The sequence below is a fragment of the Nocardioides sp. Z35_8 genome (genome assembly GCF_059621125.1).
The window spans coordinates 147,461-172,774 of record NZ_JCAQIE010000004.1 but is presented as its reverse complement, the minus strand read 5'-3'; the positions used below and the strand labels follow the sequence as shown (position 1 = coordinate 172,774).

Below are 25,314 nucleotides of genomic sequence, written 5' to 3'. Positions count from 1 at the left end.
ATACTTCCCGGCGTGGACGGCCTCTTCGAGATCCCGGGCGCGGGGCAACCCGCGCCCGGCTCCGTGCCCAGCGCCGGCTCGCTGGGCGCCAACACGCACGCGTCCGCGCCCCTGGCCGTGCGCATGCGGCCGCGCACGATCGACGAGCTCGTCGGCCAGCAGCAGCTGCGGGCGGCCGGCTCTCCGCTTCGCCGGCTGATCGAGGGCGACCAGTCGATGTCGCTGCTGCTGTGGGGCCCGCCCGGCACCGGCAAGACCACGATCGCGGCGATCGTGAGCCAGCAGACCCGACGCCGGTTCGTGGAGGTCTCGGCGGTCGCCGCCGGGGTGAAGGAGGTGCGCGCCGCCATCGACGGCGCCCGGGCCGAGCTGGCCAGGGGCGGTCAGGAGACCGTCCTGTTCGTCGACGAGGTGCACCGATTCACCAAGGCCCAGCAGGACGCGCTGCTGCCGGGCGTGGAGAACCGGTGGGTCACCCTGATCGCCGCCACCACGGAGAACCCGTTCTTCTCGGTGATCAGCCCGCTCCTCTCGCGCAGCCTGCTGCTGCGGCTGCAGTCGCTGACCGACGAGGACGTCGCCGAGGTGATCGACCAGGCGCTCCTCGACGAGCGTGGGCTGGCCGGCAGCACGGTCCTCGAGGACGACGCCCGCGACCACCTCGTCCGCCTCGCCGGCGGTGACGCCCGGCGCGCCCTCACCTACCTCGAGGCCGCCGCCGGCGCCGCGAGCAGCAACGGCGTGGCCACGATCGACCTCGCCACCGCCGAGACCGCGGTTGACCAGGCCGCCGTGCGCTACGACCGGCAGGGCGACCAGCACTACGACGTGATCTCCGCCTTCATCAAGTCGATCCGCGGGTCAGACCCCGACGCGGCGCTGCACTACCTCGCCCGGATGATCGAGGCGGGCGAGGACCCGCGCTTCATCGCCCGCCGCCTCGTGGTGCACGCGAGCGAGGACGTCGGGCTGGCCGACCCGACCGCGCTGCAGGCGGCCGTCGCGGCCGCCCAGGCGGTGCAGCTCATCGGGATGCCGGAGGCGAGGATCAACCTCGCCCAGGCCACCATCCACCTCGCCGTCGCCCCCAAGTCCAACGCCGTGATCACCGCGATCGACGCGGCCCTCTCCGACGTACGGGCCGGGAAGATCGGGCAGGTGCCCTCCCACCTGCGCGACGCCCACTACGGCGGCGCCACGGACCTCGGGCACGGCAAGGGCTACGCCTACCCCCACGACAAGCCCTTCGGTGTGGCCGAGCAGCAGTACCTTCCCGACGTCCTCGCCGACGCGAGCTACTACCGTCCGACGTCGCTCGGCGCCGAGGCCGGCGTCAAGGAGCGCTGGGAGCGGGTCCGGCGGATCGTCCGCGGCGGCTGACCCGCCGTCGCGTGAGGCTTGTAGGCTCGGCGCCGTGACGACGGAGCAGGCGTGGCTGGGTGCAGCGGTCGTGGTGGCGCTGGTGGCGCTCGCCGTGGCGCTGCTCGCGCATCGTCGCGCTCGCCGCGCCGAGGCGCGTGCGGAGTCGCTCGCCGAGTCCCTCACGGCGTCGCTGTCCGAGCGTGCCCCAGCGCCGCACGCCGAGGCCGGCGCGTCCGCGTTCGTGATCACCGGGCTCGACGACCCCGCACGTGGGACGGCGCCCCACCGTGGGCCCGAGGTCGACCCGCCCGTGGCCCGGCCCATCGACGGTCGCCTGTTCACCGACCTCGTCGTCCGCGAGACCGTGGTCCGGGCGGCCGGCTGGTCCCACGGCCTGCGGCGGGCCATGTCGGCCGAGAGCCGCAACCGGATCCGCTTCGCGGTGCGGCAGGAGTCGCGCCGTGCGGGCCGCGAGCGCCGCGCCGAGGTGAAGCAGGCCATGCGCGAGTTCCGTGCCCGCGAGCGCGCCGACGCCCGCGCCGACCTCGGCGAGGACGTCGCCTGATGGGTCGCCCACTCTGGTTCGTCGCCGGAGCGGGGGTCGGGGTCTACGCCGCTGCCCGCGCCCGCCGCGTCGCCGACTCACTCACCGCCGACGGCGTACGCGACCGCGTACGCGGGTGGCAGGCCGGCGCCCGGCTCTTCGCCGAGGAGGTCCAGCAGGGCCGTGCCGAGCGCGAGACCGAGCTGCGCGAGCAGCTCGGGCTGCGGCCCCTGGGGACCGGGCATCCTCCCGAGCTGACCACGAGCACCACCGAGACGAAGGACCACTGATGGACACCGCCGAGATCCGCCGCCGCTTCCTCGCGCACTTCGAGGCCGCCGGACACGCCGTGGTGCCGTCCGCCTCGCTGCTCGCCGACGACCCCAACCTGCTGTTCGTCCCGGCGGGCATGGTGCCGTTCAAGCCCTACTTCCTCGGCCAGGAGACGCCGCCGTTCGTGCGCGCGACCAGCATCCAGAAGTGCGTGCGCACCCCCGACATCGAGGACGTCGGCAAGACCACCCGCCACGGCACGTTCTTCGAGATGTGCGGCAACTTCTCCTTCGGCGACTATTTCAAGGCCGGTGCCATCGAGCTGGCCTGGGACCTGATCACCAAGCCCGTCGCCGACGGTGGCTACGGACTCGAGCAGGACCGCCTCTACCCGTCGGTGCTGGTCGGCGACGAGGAGGCCATCGGCATCTGGATGAAGGTCACCGGACTGCCGCGCGAGCGGATCGTCCAGCTCGGCCCGAAGGAGAACTACTGGTCGATGGGCGTCCCGGGCCCCGGCGGCCCCTGCTCGGAGATCCTCTACGACCGCGGTCCCGAGTGGGGTCCCGACTTCGACCCCGCCGCGCTCGGCCCGGACATGCCGGTCGAGCTCGAGGACCGGCTGCTGGAGATCTGGAACCTCGTCTTCATGCAGGACGAGCTCAGCGCCGTGCGGTCCAAGTCGGACTTCGACATCGCCGGCTCGCTGCCGAAGAAGAACATCGACACCGGCATGGGCCTCGACCGGGTCGCGCTGCTGCTGCAGGGCAAGAAGAACATGTACGAGATCGACGTCGTCTACCCCGTCATCGCCAAGGCCGAGGAGATGACCGGCAAGACCTACGGTGCCGACCCCCAGGACGACGTCCGCTTCCGCGTGGTCGCCGACCACGTCCGGTCCTCGATGATGCTGATCGGTGACGGCGTGACGCCCGGCAACGACGGTCGGGGCTACGTGCTGCGCCGGCTGCTGCGCCGCGCGGTGCGGTCGATGCGGCTGCTGGGCTGCGACGCCCCCGTGCTTCCCGAGCTGATGCCGATCTCCCGCGACAGGATGGGGGAGACCTACGACAACCTCCTGACCGACTGGCCGCGCATCTCGCAGGTCGCCTTCGCCGAGGAGGACGCGTTCCGCAAGACGCTCCAGGCCGGCACGCAGATCTTCGACACCGCTGCCTCCGAGGTGAAGTCCACCGGCGGCACCACGCTCTCCGGAGAGCGCGCCTTCGCGCTGCACGACACCTACGGCTTCCCCATCGACCTGACCCTCGAGATGGCGGCCGAGCAGGGCCTCACCGTCGACGAGCAGGGGTTCCGCGGGCTGATGGCCGAGCAGCGAGAGCGTGCCAAGGCCGACGCTCGTGCCAAGAAGGGCGCCCACGGCGACACGGCCGTCTACCGCGGCGTGTTCGACGAGTTCGGCCCGACCGAGTGGCTGGCCTACGAGACGCTCGAGACCGAGTCGAAGCCGCTGGCCCTGCTCAGCGGCGGAGCCCCGGTGCAGCGCCTGGTCGAGGGGGAGGTCGGCGAGCTCGTGCTCGACCGCACGCCGTTCTACGCCGAGTCCGGCGGACAGGCGGCCGACGCCGGGACGATCGTCTTCGACGGCGGCCGCATCGAGGTGCTCGACGTCCAGCGCCCCATCAAGGGCCTGGTCGTCCACCAGGTGCGCGTGCTCGAGGGCGAGCTCGACCCCGGCCGTGAGGTCCACGCCCGCGTCGACCCCGAGTGGCGCACCGGCGCCCGCCAGGCGCACTCCGGCACCCACGTCGTGCACGCCGCGCTGCGCGAGGTGCTCGGCCCCACGGCGCTGCAGTCCGGCTCCTACAACCGCCCCGGCTACCTCCGGCTCGACTTCGGCTGGACCCAGGCGCTGACCCCCGAGCAGGTGCGCGACATCGAGTCCGTCTCGCAGCAGGCGCTGCGGGCCGACCTGCCCGTGCACTGGGACTACATGACGCTCGAGCAGGCCAAGGAGTGGGGCGCGATCGCGCTCTTCGGCGAGACCTACGACAACACCAAGGTGCGCGTCGTCGAGATCGGCGGACCGTGGTCGCGCGAGCTCTGCGGCGGCACGCACGTCGACCACTCCTCGCAGATCGGCACGGTCGTGGTGACCGGCGAGACGAGCGTCGGCTCCGGCAACCGCCGCATCGAGGCGCTCACCGGCGTGGAGGGCTTCGGCTACCTCGCCCGCGAGCGCGACGTCGTCGCCCAGCTCACCGGCCTGCTCAAGACCCAGCCCGACGACCTCGTCAGCCGGGTCCAGGGCCTCACCGAGCGGCTCCGCGCCGCCGAGAAGGAGCTCGAGAAGGCGCGCCTGGCCCAGCTCCTCGGCGCCAGCGCCGACCTCGCCGCCGGGGCGTCGCAGGTCGGGCCGGTCAAGCTGGTCGCCCACCGCGCCGACGGGGCCGGTGCCGGCGACGTGCGCAACCTCGCGCTCGACGTCCGCGGCCGGCTGCCGCAGGGTGAGCCCGGCGTCGTGGTCATCATCGGTCAGGCCGGCGGCAAGGTCTCGGTCGTGGCCGCCACCAACGACCAGGCCCGCGCCCGCGGGCTCTCCGCCGGTGACCTCGTCCGCGCCGTCGGGCCGCTGCTCGGTGGCAAGGGCGGCGGCAAGGACGATGTGGCCCAGGGCGGTGGCACCGACGCCTCACGCATCGACGAGGCCCTCGACCTGGTCGGTCGCGAGGTCGCGCAGCGCGCGACCCAGGTCTGAGAGGACGAGCGTGAGGCGAGGAGTGCGGCTCGGCGTCGACCCGGGGGACGCCCGGATCGGCGTGGCGAGCAGCGACCCCTCCGGGGTCCTCGCCACCCCCGTGGAGACGGTGCGCAGCGGCGGGGGCGACGTACGCCGGCTCGCCCAGCTCGTCGCCGAGCTCGACGCGGTCGAGGTGGTGGTCGGGCTGCCCCGCTCGCTCAACGGGACGGAGGGCCCGGCGGCCCAGAAGGCACGCGCACTTGCCCTCAGGCTGGCGCGGAGGGTTGCCCCCGTGCCCGTGAGGCTGTGTGATGAACGACTGACCACGGTGTCCGCCGAGTCGATCCTGCGCGAGCAGGGCCGGCACGGCGCCAAGCGGCGCGCGGTCGTGGATCAGGCGGCAGCCGTGCTGATCCTGCAGACTGCACTCGACACGGAACGGTCGAGTGGGCAGGCACCGGGAGAGATCGTCGAGGTGGCGGAGACAGATGAGTGAGCACGAGACCCGTTCGGACGCCCCCGTGCGCCCGGAGGAGCGGGAGGAGCACGAGGACCGCGCCTACGTCCCGGGCGGCAAGCGGCGCAAGAGCCGCGGGTTCAAGGGCTGCTTCGCCGTGCTGATCGCGCTCGTCGTGCTGCTCGGCGGCTTCTACGTCGCGCTGACGCAGGGCGTCTCCTGGGTCGCCGACCAGTTCCAGGGCCCCGAGGACTACCCCGGGCCGGGCACGGGCTCGGTCGAGTTCACCGTCAACGAGGGCGACACCACCGCCCAGATCGGCCGCAACCTCAAGGACGACGGCGTCGTCAAGTCGGTCCAGGCCTTCATCGACGCCGCCGCCGGCGAGCCCGCCGCCGCGGGCATCCAGGTCGGCGCGTACGAGCTCCAGGAGGAGATGCGCGCCGCCGACGCCCTCGAGGTGCTGATCGACCCCGCCAACCTCATCGGCTTCCCGACCGTCACCATCCCCGAGGGCCTGCGCCTCACCGAGATCGTCGCGACGCTCGCCGACAGCACCGAGTTCTCCGAGCAGGCCTGGAACCGGGCCCTCCAGAAGCCCGACAAGCTCGGGCTGCCCGACTACGCCGAGGGCAACGCCGAGGGCTACCTCTTCCCGGCGACCTACGAGATCAAGCCCGGCATGAAGCCGGTGCGCATCCTCACGATGATGGTCGACCGCTGGCGCGCCGCCGCCGACGCCGCCGGCCTCGAGGAGCGGGCCGCCGAGCTCGGCAAGACGCCCGGCGAGCTGATGATCATCGCCTCCCTGATCGAGGCCGAGGGCCGCGGCGACGACATGCCCAAGATCGCCCGCGTGATCTACAACCGGCTCGACGGCCCCGGCGACAAGGGCGGCACCAACGGCACGCTGGGCATCGACGCCTCGATCGCCTACGGGCTCGGCCTCTCGCCCGGCTCGACCGAGCTCACGCCCGAGCAGCTGGCCGAGGACACCCCCTACAACACGCGAATCAACCCGGGGCTCCCGCCCACGCCCATCGAGGCGCCCGGCGACGACGCCATCGCGGCGGCGGCCAACCCCGCTGAGGGCAACTGGTACTACTACGTCACGGTCGACCTCGCGACGGGCGAGACCAAGTTCTACGAGACCTACGACGGCTTCCTCGAGGGTCGCAACGAGTACAAGACCTACTGCGAGACGTCCGACCGGTGCTGAGCCGGTGCTGAGCCGGCGCTGCGGCGTGCTCGGCGACCCGATCGCGCACTCGCTCTCACCGACGCTGCACCGCACGGCCTACGCCGAGCTCGGGCTCGACTGGGCCTACGACGCCCACCGGGTGCCCGCCGGTGGGCTCGAGGAGTTCGTGTCCGGGCTCGGTCCGCAGTGGCGCGGGCTGTCGCTCACCATGCCGCTCAAGCGTGAGGCGCTCGCGCTGGTCGACCGCTCCACCGACCGCGCGCGCCTGGCGGGAGCCGTCAACACGGTCGTGCTCGAGGACGACGGGACGCGCGTCGGCGACAACACCGACCTGCCGGGAGCGGCGGCCGCGATCCGCGAGCGCACGTCCGCCCCGCTCGCCACGGCTGTCGTGCTGGGGGGGGGCGCGACCGCGACGTCGACCGGGCTGGCGCTGGCCGAGCTCGGGGTGGGCTCGGTCGAGCTGCTGGTGCGCGACGCGTCGCGAGCCGCCGAGACCGTGGCGGCGCTCCGCTCGCACCCGGCCGGCATCGACGTCCGCACCGGCTCGCTCGACGCCCCCGACGCCCTCGTCGCCGACATCGTGGTGTCCACCGTCCCGGCTGGCGCGCAGACGTCCGCCCTGGTGGAGCGCTGCGCGGCGGTGCCGGTGGTCTTCGAGGCGGTCTACGACCCGTGGCCGACCCCGCTGGCCGCCTCGGCGTCAGGCCGCACCCTCGTCGGCGGGCTCGACCTGCTCGTCCACCAGGCCGCCCTGCAGGTCGAGCTGTTCACCGGCCGCCCGGTCGCGGTCGAGCTGCTGCGCGATGCGGGCGAACGTGCCCTCGCGGCGCGGAATCCCGGTTGAATGGGCTCGTGAACGACACCGTCCTCGCCGTCCTCGTGGCGGCGGTGCTCGCCGGCCTCGGCGGTCTCCTCGTCCCGCGCCTCGTCGCGCGCGTGCCGGAGCCCGTGCCCAAGCCCGTCGGGTCCCCGGACGGGGCCGGCCCCGACGCCGGCGAGCCGGGCTCCGTCGCCACGCAGGTCGAGCCGCCCAAGACGCGCTACGCCGACATCGCCGGGCGACCGGGGCTGGGCTGGCGCAGTGCGGTGGTGTCGGCCGTCTCCGGCGCGCTGCTGGGGGCGGCGACGGGCCTCGACTGGTCGCTGCTGTGGCTGGTGCCGCTGACCCCGGTCGCGGTCGCCCTGTCCGTCATCGACTGGCACACCCGCCTGCTCCCGCGGGTCGTCGTCGTGCCGGCGACCCTCGCCGCGATCGTCGCGGTGACGGCGGTGGGCCTGGCGACGGGCGAGCGGGAGTCCCTCGTACGCGCCCTCGTCGCGATGGTCCTCGCGCGGTCCTTCTTCTGGGTGCTGTGGTTCGTGCGCTCGGCGGGGATGGGCTTCGGCGACGTGCGGCTGGCGGCACCCGTCGGGCTCGTGCTCGGCTGGGCCGGCTGGGGCGAGCTGGCGATCGGGGTGTGGGCGAGCTTCGTGCTGTTCGTCGTTCCCGTGCTGGTCGTCCTCGTGGTCAGGCGCGACCGCAGCCTGCTGAAGCGCGCGGTGCCGTTCGGCCCCTTCATGTGCGCCGGTGCGCTGGTGGGTCTCGTCTGGGGGACTGCGCTCGCTGGGCGCATCTGGGGCTGAGAGACTGCACGCATGCTCCGATGGCTCACAGCAGGCGAGTCCCACGGTCCCTCGCTGGTCGCGATCCTCGAGGGGCTGCCCGCCCATGTCCGCGTCACCACCGACGACCTCGCCGACTCACTGGCGCGCCGCCGGCTCGGCTACGGCCGTGGGGCGCGGATGAAGTTCGAGCAGGACGAGGTCCGCCTGCTGGGCGGGGTGCGCCACGGCGAGACCCAGGGCGGACCGGTGGCCATCGAGGTCGGCAACACCGAGTGGCCCAAGTGGGAGAAGGTCATGTCGGCCGACCCGGTCGACCCGGTCGAGCTCGAGGCACTGGCCCGCAACGCTCCGCTCACCCGGCCGCGGCCCGGCCACGCCGACCTGGTCGGCATGCAGAAGTACGCCTTCGACGAGGCCCGCCCCATCCTGGAGCGCGCCTCGGCGCGCGAGACCGCGGCCCGCGTGGCGCTCGGCCGGGTGGCGTCCAACTTCCTCGAGCAGACCGTCGGCGCGCGCATCGTCTCCCACGTCGTCTCGCTCGGTGGCGTCGCGGCACCCGCCGGCGTGGTCCCGGGTCCCGACGACGTCGAGCGGCTCGACGCCGACGAGGTGCGCTGCCTCGACCCCGAGGCGAGCGCCGCGATGGTCGCGCGCATCGACCAGGCCCACAAGGACGGCGACACGCTCGGCGGCGTCGTCGAGGTCGTCGTCCACGGACTCCCGCCCGGCCTCGGGTCGCACGTGCACTGGGACCGCCGGCTCGACGCCAGGCTGGCCGGTGCGCTGATGGGCATCCAGGCGATCAAGGGCGTCGAGGTCGGTGACGGGTTCGAGCTGGCCGACACCCCGGGCTCGCAGGCGCACGACGAGATCGTTCCCACCGACGATGGCCTGCGACGCACCTCGGGCCGCTCCGGCGGCACCGAGGGCGGCATGTCGACCGGCGAGGTCCTGCGGGTGCGCGCGGCGATGAAGCCGATCGCCACCGTCCCCAAGGCCCTGCGCACCGTCGACGTGGCGACCGGGGAGGCCACCGTGGCCCACCACCAGCGTTCCGACGTGTGCGCGGTCCCCGCCGCGGGCATCGTGGCCGAGGCGATGGTCGCGCTCGTGCTCGCCGACGCGGTCGTGGAGAAGTTCGGCGGTGACTCGGTGCAGGAGACGCGCCGCAACGCCCAGTCCTACCTCGACACCATCCGGTACCGCTGATGGCGCCCCGGGTGGTGCTCGTCGGGCCGATGGGCGCGGGCAAGACGACCGTCGCGGAGCTGCTGGGCGAGGCCTGGGGGCTGCCGGTGCGCGACACCGACGCCGACATCGCGGCGAGCACCGGCAGGGAGATCTCCGACATCTTCGTCGAGTCGGGCGAGGACCACTTCCGCGAGCTCGAGGCGGCTGCGGTCGCCGCGGCGCTGCGTGAGCACGACGGCGTCCTGGCGCTCGGCGGGGGCGCGGTGCTGAGCGCCGCCACGCGCGAGCTGCTCGCCGGCCTGCCGGTGGTCTTCCTGCGCGTCGGACTGTCCGACGCCGTGAAGCGCGTCGGCCTGGGTGTCGGGCGCCCGCTGCTGCTCGGCAACGTCCGCAGTCGCATCAAGACGCTGCTCGACGAGCGGACGCCCCTCTACGAGTCGGTGGCCGTCCACACGGTCGACACCGATGGCCGCACCGCCGACGAGGTCGCCGCCGAGATCAGGAGCCTGCTCCGATGACCGAGCGCACCACCCGGAGCCACCAGCGGCCCGCCGACACGGTCCTGCACGTCGGCGGCTCCTCGCCCTACGACGTGGTGGTCGGTCACGGCCTCGCCTCCCTGCTCCCGGCCGTGCTGGGCGAGTCGGTCGAGCGCGTGGCGGTGCTCTACGCCGGCACGCTGGGCGCGCTCGCCGACCCCCTCGTCGACGCGCTCGTCGAGCACTACGACGTCCTCGCCCTCGGGCTGCCCGACGGGGAGCGCGCCAAGACCGCCCCCGTCGCGGCCGACTGCTGGGAGGCGCTCGGCGAGGCCGGCTTCACCCGCTCCGACGCCGTCGTGACCATCGGCGGGGGAGCGACCACCGACCTCGGCGGCTTCGTCGCCGCGACCTGGCTGCGCGGCGTACGCGTCGTGCACGTGCCGACCACCCTGCTCGCCATGGTCGACGCCGCGGTCGGCGGCAAGACCGGCATCAACACGGGCGCGGGCAAGAACCTGGTCGGCTCCTTCCACGAGCCCGCCGGGGTCCTCTGCGACCTGTCGCTGCTGGAGACGCTGCCCCACGAGGAGCTCGTCGCCGGGCTGGGCGAGGTGGTCAAGTGCGGCTTCATCGCCGATCCCGCCATCCTCGACCTGGTCGAACGCACGGACCCGGCCGCCGTGACGTGGGACTCGGCCGAGCTGCGCGAGCTCGTCGAGCGCGCGATCAGGGTCAAGGTCGACGTCGTGGTCGACGACCTCCGCGAGACCGGCGGCGCCGACGGGCATCCCGGCCGCGAGGTGCTCAACTACGGCCACACCCTCGCCCACGCGATCGAGCGCACGAGCGACTATGCCGTGCGCCACGGCGAGGCCGTCGCCATCGGGTGCGTCTACGTCGCCGAGCTGGCCGCGCGTGCCGCCGGCCTCGACCCGGCGCTGGTCGAGCGGCACCGCACCGTCCTGTCGCGCGTCGGGCTGCCGACGACCTACGACGCAGCCTCCTTCGACGACCTCCACGCCGCGATGAAGGTGGACAAGAAGGCGCGGGGCTCGCGGCTACGGTTCGTCGTGCTCGACGACCTCGCGGTCCCGCGGATCCTCGCCGGGCCTAGCGAGGACGACCTGCGGGCGGCCCACGCCGCGATCGGGGGCCGGGCGTGACGCGCGTGCTCGTCCTCAACGGCCCCAACATCGGACGGCTCGGTCGCCGGCAGCCGGAGATCTACGGCTCGACGACCCACGCCGAGCTGGCGCACCTGTGCGTGGAGTGGGGACGCGACCTCGGTCTGGAGGTCGAGGTGCGCCAGACCAACCACGAGGGCGACCTGCTCGACTGGCTCAACGCCGCCGCCGACGACGTCACCCCGGTCGTGCTCAACGCCGGCGCCTGGACCCACTACTCGCTCGCGCTCTGGGACGCCTGCGCCCAGCTCACCGCACCGCTGGTCGAGGTGCACATCTCCGACCCCAAGGAGCGTGCCGAGGAGTTCCGCCACACCTCGGTCGTCGAGCCGCACGCGGTCGCCACGATCGCCGGTCAGGGGATCGACGGCTACCGCCGGGCGCTCGAGGTGCTGGCCGGCGCCATGTCGTGACCTCCGCGGGGCGTGGCCGCGGGGCGCTGCTCGTCGCGGGCCTGCTCGGCAGCCTGCACGCGGCGTTCAGCCTCTACTGGGGTGCCGGCGGCCACTGGCTGGTCGAGACGCTCGGGCAGCGGATGGCGGACGCGTTCACCGGGTGGGAGTGGCTGCTGCTCCCGATCGGACTCCTCAAGCTGGTCGCGGCGTGGGTGCCGCTGCTCGCTGCGCGCGCCGGGTGGCCGGTGCGACGCCTGTCCAGGGGCGCCTGCTGGGTCGGTGCCACCGTGCTCGTGGCCTGGGGAGGGCTCAACACCGTGGTCGGCCAGCTCGTGCTGGCCGGCGCCGTCGTGCCGGACGGCGGCGTCGACCGGGCCGGCATGGTGGGCCACGCCTACCTCTGGGACCCGTTGTTCCTCCTCTGGGGCCTCGCCCTCGCCGCAGGGCTCGCCCGGTCCCGCGCCTGACGGCCGCGGCGGCGTCCGGTGCCGGACCTGTGCTTGGATCGCGAGGTGCTCCCCTTCCGCCAGGTCGACGTCTTCAGTGCCGAGCCGTGGCTCGGCAACCCGCTCGCGGTCGTGCACGACGCCGATGGCGTCTCCGACGAGGAGATGGCCAGGTTCGCGCGGTGGACCAACCTCTCGGAGACCACGTTCCTGTGCGCGCCGACCGACCCCGGCGCCGACTACCGGGTGCGGATCTGGACGATCGGCGGTGAGCTGCCGTTCGCCGGACACCCCACCATCGGCAGCGCGCACGCGTGGCTCGAGGCCGGGGGAGTGCCGCGCGGCGACGTGGTCGTGCAGGAGTGCGGCGCCGGGCTCGTCGACGTACGCCGCTCGCCGCGGCTCGGCTTCTCGGCGCCGCCGCTCCGGCGCTCCGGCCCCGTCGACGCCGACCTGCGGGCGCGCATCGTGCGCGCCCTCGGCATCGACGACGCGGCCGTGGAGGACATGGCGTGGATCGACAACGGACCCGGCTGGGTCGGCGTCGACCTCGGGTCGGCCGACGCGGTGGTGGCCGTCGCGCCGGACGTCCCCGCCTTCACCGACCTCAAGGTGACCGTCCTCGGCCGCTGGGACCCCGCCTCCGCCGCCGCGCTCGGCGCGGACGTCGAGGTGCGCGCCTTCTACGCCGACGGGAGGGACTTCGGGGAGGACCCGGTGACCGGCAGCGCCAACGCCGGGCTCGCGCAGTGGCTGATCGGCACCGGCGCCCTCCCGGCGTCCTACACCGCCCGGCAGGGCAGCGTGATCGGCCGAGAGGGGCGGGTCCGCCTCGAGGCGAGGGATGGTGCCGTGTGGGTCTCCGGCGAGGCCGTCACCCGGATCGTCGGCCAGGTCGACGTCGGGGCGTCCGGCTCCGGTGCATGACGTCCGCGCATCGAGGCGGCGGCACCGGGGTAAGGGGGACCACGACTGATCGGCACGACGACCGATCGGCACGACGAACGAGGAGGCGCGGTGGGCCTGACGGCTGTGCTGCACGGACGACGCGGACCGGTGGAGCTGGTGCTGGTGCGCCATGGGCAGAGTGCGGGCAACATCGCCGACTCCCAGGCGCGCGACGCCGACGCCGAGCGGCTCGAGCTGACGGCCCGCGACGCCGACGTCGAGCTGTCGGCCAACGGCGAGGAGCAGGCCCGCACGCTGGGGCGCTGGGTCGCGGACCTGCCTGCGTCCGAGCGCCCGGACCTCGTGGTCAGCTCGCCCTACCGGCGCGCCGCCGACACGGCGCGGGCGGCGCTCGAGGGCCTCGACCTCGACCTGCTGCTCGACGAGCGCCTGCGCGAGCGTGACCTCGGCCTGCTCGACGGCCTCACCGGCAAGGGCATCCGGGCACGCCACCCGGGAGAGGCCGAGCGCCGCTCCCACGTCGGCAAGTTCTACTACCAGCCCCCGTCGGGTGAGAGCTGGGCCGACGTGGTGCTGCGGATCCGCAGCCTGCTGGGCGACCTGCGCGAGGAGTACGACGGCAAGCGGGTGTGGCTGTTCACCCACCAGGCGGTGATCATGTCGTTCCGCTACGCCCTGGAGGGTCTCGACGAGGCCGAGCTGCTCGAGATCGACCGCACCACGCCGATCCCCAACGCCTCCATCACCCGCTACTGCCGGCGCGACGGTGGGCTGGTGCTCGACACCTTCGCCGACGACTCCCACCTCGAGCCCGGTCCCGCCGCCAGGACCGCCGAGGAGGGCCGGGCGGAGGAGGCGCCCGATGCCTGACGCCACTCCGGACCACGCGACCCAGGTCGACGCGACGCCGGTCGACGCCGACCTGCTGCGCCGGTGGCCGCTGCCCGAGCTCGGGGCCGACAAGGAGGAGCGCGGCCGGTTGACCGTGGTCGCCGGGAGCCGCGAGACCCCCGGGGCGGGGCTGCTCGCGGTCGAGGGCGCCTTCCGCGTGGGCGCGGGGAAGGTCCACCTCGCCACCGCCGACTCGTGCGCGCGCTCGCTCGCGGTCGCGGTGCCCGAGCTGATGGTGAGCGGGCTGGCCGAGGACGACGGCGGGGCCATCGCCCCCGACGAGGCCGACCGGCTGGTCGACTGCGCGGAGGGGAGCGGCGCGGTGCTGCTCGGCCCCGGCTTCGTGGCCCCCGACGTCTCCGACTCGCTCGTGCGCCGCGTCGCTCCCCGGCTCGCCGGCACCATCGTGCTCGACGCCCTCGCGACGGCCTACGTCACCGACAACCACGAGGAGGTCGCCTCGCTCGAGGCGACCGTCGTCCTGACCGTCAACCCCGGGGAGCTGGCGCACTGCCTCGGGGTCCCCGAGGACGAGGTGTCCGCCGACCTCGTCGCGCACACCGTGCGACTGGCCGCCCGCACCCAGGCCGTCGTCCTGTGCGGCGGGCCCGTCAAGGTGATCGCCCACGGCGACGACCTGTGGCTCGTCGAGGCCGGCAACCCCGGACTGGGGACGGCCGGCTCGGGCGACGTGCAGGCCGGCATCGTGGGGGGCCTGATCGCCCGCGGGACCGAGCCGGCGCAGGCCGCGGTGTGGGGCGCGTTCCTCCACGCGACCGCGGGCGACCGGCTGGCCGAGCGGGTCGGGCCCGTCGGCTACCTCGCCCGCGAGCTGCCCGGTGAGGTCCCCGGCCTGCTGGCGGAGCTGGTGGACTGACGCGTCCGTCGTGGGCCACCGGTCCAGACATGCGTAGTAATGCCGATGCGACGGCAGGTGCCCCCCGGCCACACTGGTGCCGGACAGGGGAGGAACGATGCGAAGCGTCCTGAGCAGGAGCGCCCACGCCGACCAGCTCGAGGCCGAGGTGCGCGAGGCCATGTGCTGCGTCCCGACCGACCGGTGCTGGGAGTGCCAGGTCAAGCTGGGCGAGGTGCGGGCCGCGCGGCGCGACGCCGTGCTGCACTCGATGAGCATGGCCCGACCGCGGCGGCCGGCCTGGTGATGGTCCGCGACGACGGGCTGCTCATGAGAAGTCGACCGCGTCGCGCACGATCGGGCAGGTCATGCAGTGACCGCCGCCGCGGCCCCGGCCGAGCTCGGCACCCACGATCGTGATCACCTCGATGCCGGCCCGGCGCAGCAGCGTGTTGGTGAGCGTGTTGCGGTCGTAGGTGAACACCACCCCCGGCTCGAGCGCGACGGCGTTGTTGCCGCTGTCCCACTGCTGGCGCTCGGACTGGTAGACGTCACCGCCCGTGGCGATGACGCGCAACGACGCCAGGCCGAGCTCGCGCGCCACGACGTCGACGAACGGCGTCGTGCCCTCGTCGCGCACCTCGAGTCCGGGGGCCGCGTCGGCGGGCAGCAGGGTGAAGGTGTGCACCGCGTCCATGATGGTGGGGTAGAGCGTCACCACGTCGCGGTCGACGAACGTGAACACGGTGTCGAGGTGCATCGCCGCGCGCAGCTTGGGCATGCCCGCGACCACCACGCGGGTGGCCGCGCCCCGGTCGAAGAGCGCCTTGGCGACCTGGGTGATCGCCTGGCGCGAGGTCCGCTCGCTCATCCCCATCAGGACCACGCCGTTGCCCACCGGCATGATGTCGCCGCCCTCGAACGTCGCCTGCCCGCTGTCGCGCTCGGGGTCGCCCCACCACACGGTCGAGTCGACGTAGTCGGGGTGGAACCCGTAGATCGCCTTGTAGATCAGCGTCTCGTCCTTGCGGGCGCCCCAGTAGAGCGGGTTCATCGTCAGCCCGCCGTAGAGCCAACACGTCGTGTCGCGCGTGTAGAGGGTGTTGGGCAGCGGGGGCATCAGGTACTCCCGCACACCGGTGGACTCGCGGGCGAGCGCGAGGTAGGGCGAGCGGTGCTCCTCGGGGAGGTCGCTCGTGGCCATCCCCCCCGATGAGCAGCTCGGCGAGCCGGCGCCCGTCGAGCGAGTCGAGGTGGGCGCGGGTGGCGTCGACCAGGCCGAGGCCCACGCGGTCGGCGACGACCTTGCGGTCCAGCAGCCAGTCGCGCGCTCCGGGGACGTCCATCGTCTGCGCGAGGAGGTCGTGGAGCTCGACGACCTCGACGCCTCGCTGGGCGAGCTTGTTGACGAAGTCGGCGTGGTCACGCTGGGCGTTCTCCACCCACATCACGTCGTCGAAGAGCAGCTCGTCGCTGTTGGTCGGGGTGAGCCGTCGGTGCGCGAGGCCCGGCGCGCAGACCAGCACCTTGTGCAACCGGCCGACCTCGGAGTGCACGCCGTACGTCGCGGACTGGCTCATGGTGCTTCCTCTCGATGGGTGCTCAGACGGTGATGCGACCGGTCCACAGGCTCACGACGCCCACGGCGCTGGCGACGACGATGACCGCGCAGAGCACCATCTCGGTGGGGGTGAAGATGCGACGCCCGTGCTCGCTGCGCGCCTTGACGTAGAGGACCGTCGCCGGGGCGAGGACGACCGTCATCAGCAGCACGAACTCGAGGCCCGCGGCGTCGAAGAGGAACAGCGTGTAGGCCGTGGCGACGCCTGCCACGACCGTCTCCCTGCGGCGCACGCCGGCGGGGACGCCCTCGTAGGCCTCGCCCGTGAGGCCGAGCTTGAGCGCGTACGCCGCGGCGAGGAAGTAGGGCAGCAGGGCCAGACTGGTGCACAGGTCGAGCATGAAGTTGAGTGCGTCGTCGAGCACCAGGGTGAGCGCGATCAGGCTCTGCACGGCCAGCGAGGTCACCACCAGCGCCGCGATCGGGGCACCGGCCGCGTTCTCCTGGCCGAGGAGCCGCGGGAGGTCCTCGTTGTGGGCCGGGATGTACATCACCTCCGCCGCCATCAGCGTCCAGGCCAGGTAGGCCCCCAGCACCGAGACGATCACCCCGGCGCTGATGAACACCTCGCCCCAGTCGCCCACCACCGACTCGAACACCCCGATCATCGAGGGCTGCCGGGTCGCGGCGAGCTCGGGCTGCGGGACGACGGCATAGCTCGACAGCGTGACGAGGGCGAAGATCGCGAGCACGCTCAGGAAGCCCAGCACGGTCGCGCGCCCGACGTCCTCGCGGCGCCGGGCGTAGCGCGAGTAGACGCTGGCGCCCTCGATGCCGAGGAAGACGAACGTCGTGACCAGCATCGTGTTGCGGACCTGCTCGTCCAGACCGCCGAGGTCGCCGTAGCCGTAGGCGGTCCAGTTGTCGGCGAACACCCCCGCGTCGAAGTGCCGTCGAAGAAGGCGCCCAGCGTCGCGGTGATGAAGACCCAGTAGAACGCGTTGCCGGCCGCGGTGCTGGCCCACAAGCCGATCGCGGAGTTGAAGCCGGCGTAGTCGCCGAACCCCGCCTTGGCATAGATGAACACGCCGGAGTCGAGGTCGGGCTTGCGGATCGCGAGGGTCTGGAACACGAAGGCGAGCATCAGCATCCCGACGCCCGCGACCGCCCAGGCGATGAGCGAGCCGAGGATCCCGGTCGCCACGCCGAACCGCGCCGGCAGGGAGAAGACGCCGGCCCCGACCATGCCGCCGACCACCATCGCGGTCAGCGTCGGCAGGCTCATCGTCGCGACCGCGCCCGCGGGGGGCGCCTCGCTCGGCGCGCTCATGGCGCCGGCGCACCGGCCGGCGACGGCCGGCCGGCGTCTGGGGCTGTTCCAGCGCGCACGAGGACCCCCGAACGGTCACCACCCGTACGGGTGACCTAGGTCGTGATCAGGCTAGGGTCCGGGACCGCTCGTGTAAATGTCCACGCGCGCCTGGCTGCGGGGGAGTCGCCGGCGAGGTGCCTCAGAGCGAGGCGAGCCAGTCGTCGATCGGGACGTCGCCGTCGCCGAAGACGAGGGTCTTGCCGTGGGCACGGGGGTCCTCGAGCACGGCGAGGGCGACCTGGGCCACCAGCTCGCGCGCCGTGGTGTCGCCGTCGTTGAATCCGGCCTGCGGGTTGACCGCCCCCCGGCCGGGCTCGAGGGTGAGGGTGCCGGGCCCGAGGACGGTCCAGTCGAGCTCCGAGGCGCGCAGGTGCTCGTCGGCGGCGATCTTGGCGTCCTGGTAGGGCCGGAACGGGTTGTCGTCCGGCACGAGGAAGTCGGGGTCGGCGCCGGAGAACGACACCATCACGTAGCGCCGCGCGTTCGCGGCCTGCGCGGCGTCCATCGAGCGGATCGCGGCGTCGCGGTCGACCGCGAAGGTCCGCTCGGGGTCGCCGCCGCCGGCACCGGCCGACCAGACGACCGCGTCCTGGCCCGAGAGCAGGTCGGTCATGGCGCCCGTGTCGGCGTCCTCGACCGACGCGACCAGTGCGGTCGCGCCGGTGGCCTCGACGTCCGCCACGTGGTCGGGGTTGCGGATCACCGAGGTGACCTCGTGACCCGCCTCGACCAGCATGGGTGCCAGGAGAAGAGCGATCTTGCCGTGTCCGCCGATGATGGTGACTCGCATGGTCCCGACGCTACACACCGCGGGGTCGGATCCCCTGCCCGTCGCGCATTTCCCGGCTCCGGCGGCCCCCGACTAGACTGGCCCGTCGGCACGGGCTCGCCCCGGGGCCGAGAGACGTTGACAACTCGACGAAGGCGGACACACACCACATGGCAACCACCAACGACCTCAAGAACGGCATGGTCCTCAAGATCGAGGGTCAGCTCTGGTCCGTCGTCGAGTTCCAGCACGTCAAGCCCGGCAAGGGCCCGGCGTTCGTGCGCACCAAGCTCCGCAACGTCGAGTCCGGCAAGAACGTCGACAAGACCTTCAACGCCGGCACCAAGGTCGAGACGGCCAACGTCGACAAGCGCACCATGCAGTACCTCTACAACGACGGCTCGTCCTACGTCTTCATGGACACCAGCACCTTCGAGCAGCTCGAGGTCGCCCCCGAGGTCGTGGGCGACGCGAAGAACTTCATGCTGGAGAACCAGGAGGCCATCGTGGCCACCAACGAGGGCCGGGTGCTGTTCATCGAGCTGCCCGCCTCCGTCGAGCTGCTGATCGCCGAGACCGAGCCGGGCCTGCAGGGCGACCGCTCCACCGGCGGCACCAAGCCCGCCACGCTCGAGACCGGTCACACCATCGCGGTGCCGCTCTTCATCACCACCGGCGAGAAGGTCAAGGTCGACACCCGCGACTCGTCCTACCTCGGCCGCGTCAAGGCCTGACGCCAGGTGTCTGCCCGCTCCAAGGCCCGCAAGCGCGCGCTCGACATCCTGTTCGCCTCCGAGCTCCGCTCGGAGGACCCCGTGACGGCGCTCGAGCGCGCCATCGACGCGGGGGAGGGGCCGACCAACCCCTACACCGGCACGCTGGTGCGGGGGGTGGTCGAGCACCAGGCGCGCATCGACGAGGTGCTGACGACCTACAGCAAGGGCTGGACGCTCAGCCGGATGCCCGCGGTCGACCGCAACGTGCTCCGCATCGGCGTCTACGAGCTGCTGTGGGGGGACGACGACGTCCCTGACACCGTCGCGGTGAGCGAGGCGCTCCACCTCGTGCAGGACCTCTCCACCGACGACTCGCCGGCCTTCGTCAACGGGCTGCTCGGCTCGATCCAGCGCGACCGGGCCAGCCTGGTCTGACCCCGGCCGGCGCGACGCCCCGCGCCGGCCTCACCCGCAGGGGTCAGCGCGTTCGCGGCGGGTCGTCGCGAGGTCCTAGGTTGAGCCCATGAGCGCTCCTTCCGACACCGCTGCGCAGGCCCACGAGAGCGACTGGCTCGACCACGCGATCCGGGCGGGGCTGGTCGCCTACGGGGTCGTGCACCTGCTCGTCGGGTGGCTCGCGCTCCAGCTCGCCTTCGGCGAGAAGGAGGACAGCGCGTCCAACGCCGGCGCCCTCCACTACCTGGCCCAGCAGCCGCTCGGCGAGGCGCTGGTGTGGATGGTCGCGATCGGCATGTTCCTGCTGGTCCTGTGGCGCCTGCTGGAGTTCGGCTTCGGCTACCGCGAGGAGTCCGACGACGCCAAGCGCTGGCGCAAGCGCGCCACCTCGCTGGGCAAGGCCGTGCTCTACGGCGCCATCGGCTGGAGCGCGGTGCAGACCGTCACCGGCTCGGGCGGCGGCCAGGGCGGCACCGACTCCACCACGAGCAAGCTGATGGACCTGCCCGGCGGCCAGCTCATCGTCGGCGCGGTCGGCCTCGCGGTGATCGCGTACGGCGGCGTGCTGGTGTGGCGCGGCTGGAAGGAGAAGTTCCGCGAGCACCTCGACTCCGAGGGCCAGACGGGCAAGGACGGCTCGGTCTACGTCACGCTCGGCAAGGCCGGCTACATCGCCAAGGGCATCGCCATCGCGATCGTCGGGGGGCTGTTCGTCTACGCGGCCGTCACCCACGACCCCGACAAGTCCGGCGGGCTCGACCAGGCGCTGCAGACGGTGCGCGAGCAGCCGTTCGGCCAGGTGCTGCTGACGATCATCGCCCTCGGCATCGCCTGCTACGGCGCGTTCTGCTTCGCGCGCGCCAAGCACCTCTCGCGCTAGCGTCCACGGCCCGTCCGCGCGGCCGTGCCGCCGGTGACGGCCAGGGCGGTGGCGACCATGTGGTCGCGCACCTGCTCGGCGGTGACCCGGCTGATCCGGGGCACCCCCGGCTGCTCCTCCGAGACGAGCATCGCCACCCGGCCGAGCTGGAGCGTGCCGAGCCCGCTGGCGTAGAGCATGTTGGCCAGCAGGCCCGGGTCGTCGACGTGGAACTCGCCGGTCTCCGCCCCTGCGGTGATGGTGCGGGTCAGCACCGACAGGCAACCGCTGATCGCCTGCCCGAGGCGGTACATCACGCTCTCGCTGACCTCCTCCAGCAGGTCGCCGCCGGGGCGTCGCATGATCGCCTGCGCGCAGTCGACGAACGCCGGGTGGGCCAGGCCGTAGTCGACGAAGGCCTCCACGAGGCGGACGAGCTGCTCGCGCGGGTCGGACGTCGTCGAGGCGGCCTGCTCCAGCGCCACCCGCAGCTCCTCGAGGTACTGCACGAGGGTGAGGCTGAAGAGCTCCTCCTTGCCGGTGAAGTGGCGGTAGATGATGGCGCGGTTGATGCCGACCGCGCGGGCGATGTCCTCGATCTGCGCGTCGCGCACGCCTCGCTCGTCGAAGAGCCGACGAGTGGCCGCGATGATCTCGGCCTCGCGCTGTCGCCGCCGGGCGGCCGCGGTGCCACCCCGCTCGGTGCCGGTGCCGGTGCCGGTGCCGGTGCCTGGCGACGGCTCGGTGGTCATGAGCGCCAGTCTAGGTACGTCGTGCCGCGGCGCCGGTGTGGTTCGATGCCCGGGTGCTGGTTGCCGTGGCCCGTCGTGCCGTCGTCCTCGCCGTCCTCGCCGTCCTCGTCGCGCTGGTGGCGCCGGTCGGCGCCTCGGCCGTCGTCGACGGTGGCCGCTTCGCCGGCACCGCGCGGTTGCCGGGCTGCTCCGGTGCGGTCGTGAGGTGGCCCGCGGCCCTCGACACCGACCCGGCCGTGGTGCTCACCAACGGTCACTGCGTCCGCCGTCCCTTCCTCGGCGCCCGTGAGGTGCTCGTCGACGAGCACCGCCGCACCCCGGTCGACCTGCTCGACGGGCGCGGCGAGGTGGCGCTGTCGACGCGCGCGGTACGCCTGCAGTACGCCTCGATGTACCGCACCGACGTCGCCCTGCTCACGCTGCGCCCGACCTACGCCGACCTCGCCGCGGCGGGCGTCACCCCGCTCTCCCTCGCCGAGGCCGGGCCGGCGCGGGGTGACCGCGTCCGCATCCCGTCGGGCTACTGGCGCGAGCAGCGTGCCTGCAGGACCGCCGGGACGGCGTACCGCCTGCACGAGCAGAGGTGGGACTGGTGGGACTCGATCCGGTTGCCGGCCCGCGGCGGCTGTGCCATCCGCGGTGGCTACTCCGGGTCGCCGATCGTCTCGCGCGACACCGGGCAGGTGGTCGGGGTGGCCAACACCGCCTGGGTCGGTGGCCGCCGCTGCGTCGACTCCGCCTGCGAGGAGAGCCGCCGTGGGCGCGTCGTGGTGCGCACGCACATGAACTACGGCCAGCAGACGTGGTGGCTGCTCACCTGTCTCGACGCCGGGCGCACGTTCGACCTGGACGTGCCGGGGTGCCGGCTGCCCCGCCCGGCCGCGACGGCCACCGGGGCGGTCACCGCGAGCTAGACCACCTGCCGCCGCGAGTGTGATCCGCGTCATCCTTCGGCACGCGTGTCGTCCGTTTCGCGGACGGCGCCGGCTGGGCGCTCCTATCTTCTGTGGCGCGTGGGGCGCGATGGTGCCCTGCGCGCCCATGACCCCCAGCGAAAGACAGCGCATGCGTGCCCTCCCGACGTCTCGTCGAAGCCCCCACAGTCGTACTTCCACCAGGAGGCTCGGGATCGCACTGGCCACCAGCGTGGCCCTGACCGGCCTGACCGCCTCGGTCGGCACGACCTCGGCGCTCGCCGCCCCCGCGCCGGACCCGGTCACGTTCTCCGCGGGCGTCGGGCCCTACTCCGGCGTCGTACCCAACGGTGCCTGCTTCGTCGACGTCCGGGTGACCGGTGGCGCCGGTGGGCACAACATGGTCGGCGGCATGAGCCAGCCCGGCGCCAACGGTGCGGCCGCGCGGATCAGCGCCCGATTCGCCGTCGTGCCCGGTGAGTCGTTCGGCGGCGTCGTGGGTGGTGGCGGCGCGCAGGTCCGCACGGCTGGCAGCAACGGCGGCGGCAACGGCGGCCAGCTCACCGGCTCGAACCAGATCCACCCGGGCGCCGGCGGCGGCGGCTGGACCTCGCTGCAGCTCGACGGCGACGACGTCGTGGTGGCCGGCGGTGGCGGCGGCTCCGGCGGCGGGCACTCGCTCACCCAGGGTGGCGGCGGCGACGCCGGTCTCCCCTCCGCACCCGGCGTCACCGCTGGTGGGAACGGCGTCGACGGTCGCGACGAGCCGGCGCAGACCGTCGTCGGCGCCGGCGCCGGTGGTGGTACGGCCGGTCCGGGGGCAGGCGGCGCGAGCAGCGCCGACGCCGTGCGGAGCGGGACCCCGGGCGTCGGACGCACGGGCGGCAACGCCGGTCCCGACAACACCCCCGACACCGGCGGTGGTGGTGGCGGCGGCTGGTTCGGCGGCGGCGGCGCCGCCTCGACCGTCGGCAACGGCAACGGCGGCCTCACCAACGGCGGGGTCACCGGCGCGGGAGGCGGCGGCGGCGCGAGCTTCGTCGCCGTCGAGAGCCCGGGCCTGACCGGGTTCCCGGTCGCGAGCGTGAGCTCGGTGGCCGTGGGTGAGCGGGCGACCGCGGGCGACGGCCAGGCGGGCGACGTGGTCCTCGACTGGGTCCCCTGCGACTACGACCTCGCGGTGACCAAGTCGGTCGACGACCCGACTCCGGCGCCGGGCGACACGGTGACCTGGACGGTCTCCGTGACCAACAACGGTCCCGACCCGATGACTCGCAGTGATCTCGTCACCATCGAGGACACCCTCCCCGGTCCCGGCGACAAGACGATCACGTCCGTCGACGTCACCGGCGGCAGCAACGACCGCGCCCTCGCCCGCGGTGCGGTCACGTGCGGCGTTGCCGTGGGCGACCCGATGCCGGGCTCGATGACGTGCGGACGCCCGTACGTCGATGGTGTGGCCAGCTCTCCCGACTCGGGGTTCCGGGGCATCGACCCGGGGGAGACCATCACGGTCACCTACACGCACGAGATCCCGACGGGCACGCCCGGCGGCACCATCATCGAGAACGTCGTCAGCACCACCGATCGTGGGGCGGCGGCCGACAACAGCGCCGAGGCGGAGCTGACCGTGACCGCCGGACCGCCGGTCGCGACCGACGACACCCGCAACACCCCGTTCAACACCCCGGTGACGCTGCCCGGTGCGGCCAACGACGACCCGAGCGACCCCGGCACGCCCATCGTGCCGACGTCGACCGTCTTCACCAGCCCGGCGGCGACCAACGGTGGCAAGACCCTCGTCACCGCTGAGGGCACCTGGCAGGTCAACGCCGACGGCACGGTCACCTTCACGCCGGCGGCCGGCTACGTGGGCACCACCCCGCCGGTCGAGTACCGGATCACCGACGCCGCAGGTGGCACCGACACCGCCGACCTGGTCGTCACCGTGCGGCCCGGCCCCGTCGCCGCGCCCGACACCCGGACCACCCCGCAGAACATCGACGTGACGCTCGACCCGCTCCCCAGCGACACCCCGGGGCTGCTCGCCGACGGATCCGCGGGCAGCTGGGACGAGACCTCGGTGGTCTTCCCCGCCGGCCCGAACCCCGGCACCGTGTCCGGCGGTGGCAGGACGCTGGCGGTGCCCGGTGAGGGCGTCTACACGATCGACCCGGTCACCGGTCAGGTCACCTTCGACCCCGAGCCGCAGTTCACCGGACAGGCCGCCTCGGTGACCTACACGGTCACGGACACCGTCGGCAACGACGCGACGTCGACGCTGACGATCACGGTGGAGCCCATCGTGCCGGTGGCGAACGACGACACCGCCACCACGCCGTACGGCACGCCGGTGACCCTGCCGGCCGTGACGGACGACGCGGCGGGTGCCTCGTCGGCGCCGCTGGTGCCCGGCGCGACGGTCCTCACCAGCCCGGCGGCCACCAACGGCGGCAAGACCCTCGTGACCCCGCAGGGCACCTGGCAGATGAACCCCGACGGCTCGGTGACCTTCACCCCGGCGCAGGGATTCACCGGGACCACCGCGGCGGTGGAGTACGAGATCCGCGACAGCAACGGCACGACCGACACGGCGCTGCTGACGGTGACCGTGCGTCCGGCGCCGACGGCCCAGCCCGACACCGGCACGACCCCGCACGGCACCCCTGTCACGGTGACCGTGCTGCCGAACGACACCCCCAGCCCGCACGCTGACGGGACACCTGGCGCCTGGGACCCCACGACGGTGGTCTTCACCTCGCCCCACGCCACCAACGGTGGCAAGACGCTGACCGTCCCCGGTGAGGGTGTCTACACGATCGACCCGGTGACGGGCGCGATCACGTTCGTCCCCGAGCCGGACTTCGCCGGCCAGGCGACCTCGGTGGACTACCGGGTGAGCGACACCAACGGCAACCCCGTGCGCTCCACCGTGACGATCACCGTGGCCCCGGCCGTGCCGGCCGCCCCGCGTGACGACGTCGACCTCGTGCTCGCCAAGCGCGCGGTCGGTGGGTCGCAGGTGAAGGTCGGCGACTCGGTGCGCTACCGGCTCACGGTGCGCAACAAGGGCACCGACGCCGCGTCGGGTCCGATCACGCTGCGCGACCCGCTGCCCGAGGGGCTCGAGCTGGTCTCGGCCAAGGGCAAGGGGTGGACGTGCAAGGTCCGCCTCCGCGCCGACACGGTCACCTGCGTGCGTCAGAAGGGCCTGGGAGCCGGCAAGAAGGCGGCGCCGGTGTTCGTGGTCGCGACGACGACGGGGGCTGCCGTGGGCCGGGTGGTCAACGTCGCCACGGTGCGCGTCGCCGGCGAGTCGGTGCGCTCCAACAACAAGGGCCGGGCAGGCATCACCGTGGTGCCGGCCCAGCTGCCCGCGACCGGGTTCCGGCTCCGGCCGCCCGGGGCGTGATCG

The 25,314-nt window shown here is 73.4% G+C and carries 25 protein-coding genes and 2 pseudogenes; 22 read left to right on the top strand and 5 right to left on the bottom strand.

Annotated elements, in window-relative coordinates:
• Positions 1-12 precede the first annotated feature (12 nt).
• The 17 genes from AC54T2_RS17305 (at position 13) to AC54T2_RS17225 (ending at position 14,807) form a co-directional block, all read left to right on the top strand.
• A complete protein-coding gene (locus AC54T2_RS17305) occupies positions 13-1,380 on the top strand; it encodes a replication-associated recombination protein A (protein ID WP_496666797.1) in 1,368 nt (455 codons plus the stop codon).
• A gap of 34 nt (positions 1,381-1,414) precedes the next feature.
• Complete coding sequence (locus AC54T2_RS17300; protein WP_186341150.1) at positions 1,415-1,927, top strand: hypothetical protein; 513 nt, start codon at positions 1,415-1,417, stop codon at positions 1,925-1,927.
• Positions 1,927-2,196, top strand: coding sequence for a DUF6167 family protein (locus AC54T2_RS17295; protein WP_186341151.1), 270 nt, complete (start codon positions 1,927-1,929; stop codon positions 2,194-2,196). Before AC54T2_RS17300 ends, AC54T2_RS17295 begins: the two co-directional genes overlap by 1 nt.
• The gene (alaS, locus tag AC54T2_RS17290; protein WP_496666796.1) at positions 2,196-4,898 is read left to right on the top strand and encodes an alanine--tRNA ligase; all 2,703 of its coding nucleotides are present in this window, start codon (positions 2,196-2,198) and stop codon (positions 4,896-4,898) included. The genes AC54T2_RS17295 and alaS overlap by 1 nt, the downstream gene beginning before the upstream one ends.
• Before the next feature lie 10 nt (positions 4,899-4,908).
• The gene (ruvX, locus tag AC54T2_RS17285; RefSeq protein ID WP_186341153.1) at positions 4,909-5,376 is read left to right on the top strand and encodes a Holliday junction resolvase RuvX; all 468 of its coding nucleotides are present in this window, start codon (positions 4,909-4,911) and stop codon (positions 5,374-5,376) included.
• On the top strand, positions 5,369-6,556 hold the full coding sequence (gene mltG / locus AC54T2_RS17280) for an endolytic transglycosylase MltG (protein ID WP_186341154.1): 1,188 nt from the start codon (positions 5,369-5,371) through the stop codon (positions 6,554-6,556). Before ruvX ends, mltG begins: the two co-directional genes overlap by 8 nt.
• A 4-nt stretch (positions 6,557-6,560) precedes the next feature.
• Complete coding sequence (locus AC54T2_RS17275; protein WP_206054375.1) at positions 6,561-7,385, top strand: shikimate dehydrogenase; 825 nt, start codon at positions 6,561-6,563, stop codon at positions 7,383-7,385.
• Positions 7,386-7,393: 8 nt separating this feature from the next.
• A complete protein-coding gene (locus AC54T2_RS17270) occupies positions 7,394-8,164 on the top strand; it encodes a prepilin peptidase (RefSeq protein WP_186341155.1) in 771 nt (256 codons plus the stop codon).
• Positions 8,165-8,176: 12 nt separating this feature from the next.
• The gene (gene aroC, locus AC54T2_RS17265; RefSeq protein ID WP_496666795.1) at positions 8,177-9,355 is read left to right on the top strand and encodes a chorismate synthase; all 1,179 of its coding nucleotides are present in this window, start codon (positions 8,177-8,179) and stop codon (positions 9,353-9,355) included.
• Positions 9,355-9,855, top strand: coding sequence for a shikimate kinase (locus AC54T2_RS17260; RefSeq protein WP_496666794.1), 501 nt, complete (start codon positions 9,355-9,357; stop codon positions 9,853-9,855). The genes aroC and AC54T2_RS17260 overlap by 1 nt, the downstream gene beginning before the upstream one ends.
• Positions 9,852-10,982 (top strand): 3-dehydroquinate synthase, encoded by a 1,131-nt coding sequence (aroB, locus tag AC54T2_RS17255; RefSeq protein ID WP_496666793.1) that lies wholly within the window; start codon positions 9,852-9,854, stop codon positions 10,980-10,982. The genes AC54T2_RS17260 and aroB overlap by 4 nt, the downstream gene beginning before the upstream one ends.
• Entirely contained in the window at positions 10,979-11,416 is a 438-nt protein-coding gene (locus AC54T2_RS17250; protein ID WP_496666792.1) for a type II 3-dehydroquinate dehydratase, read from the top strand. Before aroB ends, AC54T2_RS17250 begins: the two co-directional genes overlap by 4 nt.
• Complete coding sequence (locus tag AC54T2_RS17245; RefSeq protein ID WP_489976750.1) at positions 11,413-11,865, top strand: DUF3995 domain-containing protein; 453 nt, start codon at positions 11,413-11,415, stop codon at positions 11,863-11,865. Before AC54T2_RS17250 ends, AC54T2_RS17245 begins: the two co-directional genes overlap by 4 nt.
• Positions 11,866-11,910: 45 nt before the next feature.
• Positions 11,911-12,771, top strand: a complete 861-nt coding sequence (locus tag AC54T2_RS17240) for a PhzF family phenazine biosynthesis protein (protein ID WP_496666791.1) — start codon at positions 11,911-11,913, stop codon at positions 12,769-12,771.
• Positions 12,772-12,861: 90 nt separating this feature from the next.
• Positions 12,862-13,623, top strand: a complete 762-nt coding sequence (locus AC54T2_RS17235; protein ID WP_496666790.1) for a histidine phosphatase family protein — start codon at positions 12,862-12,864, stop codon at positions 13,621-13,623.
• Positions 13,616-14,521 carry an NAD(P)H-hydrate dehydratase gene (locus AC54T2_RS17230; protein WP_496666789.1) on the top strand — a complete coding sequence of 302 codons (906 nt, stop codon included), beginning with the start codon at positions 13,616-13,618 and terminating at the stop codon, positions 14,519-14,521. The genes AC54T2_RS17235 and AC54T2_RS17230 overlap by 8 nt, the downstream gene beginning before the upstream one ends.
• A gap of 97 nt (positions 14,522-14,618) precedes the next feature.
• Positions 14,619-14,807 (top strand): hypothetical protein, encoded by a 189-nt coding sequence (locus AC54T2_RS17225; protein ID WP_186341164.1) that lies wholly within the window; start codon positions 14,619-14,621, stop codon positions 14,805-14,807.
• Between the two features lie 21 nt (positions 14,808-14,828).
• Here the strand turns inward: AC54T2_RS17225 and AC54T2_RS17220 are convergent.
• The 4 genes and pseudogenes from AC54T2_RS17220 to AC54T2_RS17205 form a co-directional block, all read right to left on the bottom strand.
• A pseudogene (locus AC54T2_RS17220) lies at positions 14,829-15,966 on the bottom strand (arginine deiminase).
• Positions 15,967-16,102: 136 nt separating this feature from the next.
• Positions 16,103-16,996 carry an amino acid permease gene (locus AC54T2_RS17215; RefSeq protein ID WP_496666788.1) on the bottom strand — a complete coding sequence of 298 codons (894 nt, stop codon included), beginning with the start codon at positions 16,994-16,996 and terminating at the stop codon, positions 16,103-16,105.
• Between the two features lie 74 nt (positions 16,997-17,070).
• Positions 17,071-17,307: pseudogene (locus AC54T2_RS17210) on the bottom strand (arginine-ornithine antiporter); the annotation flags it as partial.
• 265 nt (positions 17,308-17,572) lie between these two features.
• On the bottom strand, positions 17,573-18,223 hold the full coding sequence (locus tag AC54T2_RS17205) for an SDR family oxidoreductase (protein ID WP_496666787.1): 651 nt from the start codon (positions 18,221-18,223) through the stop codon (positions 17,573-17,575).
• 149 nt (positions 18,224-18,372) lie between these two features.
• Between AC54T2_RS17205 and efp the strand changes: the two genes are divergently transcribed.
• The 3 genes from efp (at position 18,373) to AC54T2_RS17190 (ending at position 20,254) form a co-directional block, all read left to right on the top strand.
• Entirely contained in the window at positions 18,373-18,936 is a 564-nt protein-coding gene (efp, locus tag AC54T2_RS17200) for an elongation factor P (RefSeq protein WP_489976755.1), read from the top strand.
• A 6-nt stretch (positions 18,937-18,942) separates the two neighbouring features.
• A complete protein-coding gene (nusB, locus tag AC54T2_RS17195) occupies positions 18,943-19,353 on the top strand; it encodes a transcription antitermination factor NusB (RefSeq protein WP_496666786.1) in 411 nt (136 codons plus the stop codon).
• 88 nt (positions 19,354-19,441) lie between these two features.
• Positions 19,442-20,254 carry a DUF1206 domain-containing protein gene (locus AC54T2_RS17190; protein WP_186341168.1) on the top strand — a complete coding sequence of 271 codons (813 nt, stop codon included), beginning with the start codon at positions 19,442-19,444 and terminating at the stop codon, positions 20,252-20,254.
• Here the strand turns inward: AC54T2_RS17190 and AC54T2_RS17185 are convergent.
• Positions 20,251-20,985 (bottom strand): TetR/AcrR family transcriptional regulator, encoded by a 735-nt coding sequence (locus AC54T2_RS17185; protein WP_496666785.1) that lies wholly within the window; start codon positions 20,983-20,985, stop codon positions 20,251-20,253. The two genes, AC54T2_RS17190 and AC54T2_RS17185, sit on opposite strands and share 4 nt — an antisense overlap.
• A gap of 53 nt (positions 20,986-21,038) precedes the next feature.
• Here AC54T2_RS17185 and AC54T2_RS17180 point away from each other — a divergent pair, with 53 nt between their 5' ends.
• Together AC54T2_RS17180 and AC54T2_RS17175 are read left to right on the top strand one after the other, a co-directional pair.
• Positions 21,039-21,899 carry a S1 family peptidase gene (locus tag AC54T2_RS17180; RefSeq protein WP_496666784.1) on the top strand — a complete coding sequence of 287 codons (861 nt, stop codon included), beginning with the start codon at positions 21,039-21,041 and terminating at the stop codon, positions 21,897-21,899.
• A gap of 232 nt (positions 21,900-22,131) precedes the next feature.
• The gene (locus AC54T2_RS17175; protein ID WP_496666783.1) at positions 22,132-25,311 is read left to right on the top strand and encodes an Ig-like domain-containing protein; all 3,180 of its coding nucleotides are present in this window, start codon (positions 22,132-22,134) and stop codon (positions 25,309-25,311) included.
• Positions 25,312-25,314 lie beyond the last annotated feature (3 nt).

What these genes read in the sequence shown, in the direction of transcription:
- AC54T2_RS17295 (WP_186341151.1), top strand. Translation starts at nt 1,927, where the DNA reads ATGGGTCGCCCACTCTGGTTCGTCGCCGGAGCGGGGGTCGGGGTCTAC.
- alaS (WP_496666796.1), top strand. Translation starts at nt 2,196, where the DNA reads ATGGACACCGCCGAGATCCGCCGCCGCTTCCTCGCGCACTTCGAGGCC.
- mltG (WP_186341154.1), top strand. Translation starts at nt 5,369, where the DNA reads ATGAGTGAGCACGAGACCCGTTCGGACGCCCCCGTGCGCCCGGAGGAG.
- aroC (WP_496666795.1), top strand. Translation starts at nt 8,177, where the DNA reads ATGCTCCGATGGCTCACAGCAGGCGAGTCCCACGGTCCCTCGCTGGTC.
- AC54T2_RS17260 (WP_496666794.1), top strand. Translation starts at nt 9,355, where the DNA reads ATGGCGCCCCGGGTGGTGCTCGTCGGGCCGATGGGCGCGGGCAAGACG.
- aroB (WP_496666793.1), top strand. Translation starts at nt 9,852, where the DNA reads ATGACCGAGCGCACCACCCGGAGCCACCAGCGGCCCGCCGACACGGTC.
- AC54T2_RS17230 (WP_496666789.1), top strand. Translation starts at nt 13,616, where the DNA reads ATGCCTGACGCCACTCCGGACCACGCGACCCAGGTCGACGCGACGCCG.
- AC54T2_RS17225 (WP_186341164.1), top strand. Translation starts at nt 14,619, where the DNA reads ATGCGAAGCGTCCTGAGCAGGAGCGCCCACGCCGACCAGCTCGAGGCC.
- AC54T2_RS17205 (WP_496666787.1), bottom strand. Translation starts at nt 18,223, where the DNA reads ATGCGAGTCACCATCATCGGCGGACACGGCAAGATCGCTCTTCTCCTG.
- efp (WP_489976755.1), top strand. Translation starts at nt 18,373, where the DNA reads ATGGCAACCACCAACGACCTCAAGAACGGCATGGTCCTCAAGATCGAG.
- AC54T2_RS17190 (WP_186341168.1), top strand. Translation starts at nt 19,442, where the DNA reads ATGAGCGCTCCTTCCGACACCGCTGCGCAGGCCCACGAGAGCGACTGG.
- AC54T2_RS17185 (WP_496666785.1), bottom strand. Translation starts at nt 20,985, where the DNA reads ATGACCACCGAGCCGTCGCCAGGCACCGGCACCGGCACCGGCACCGGC.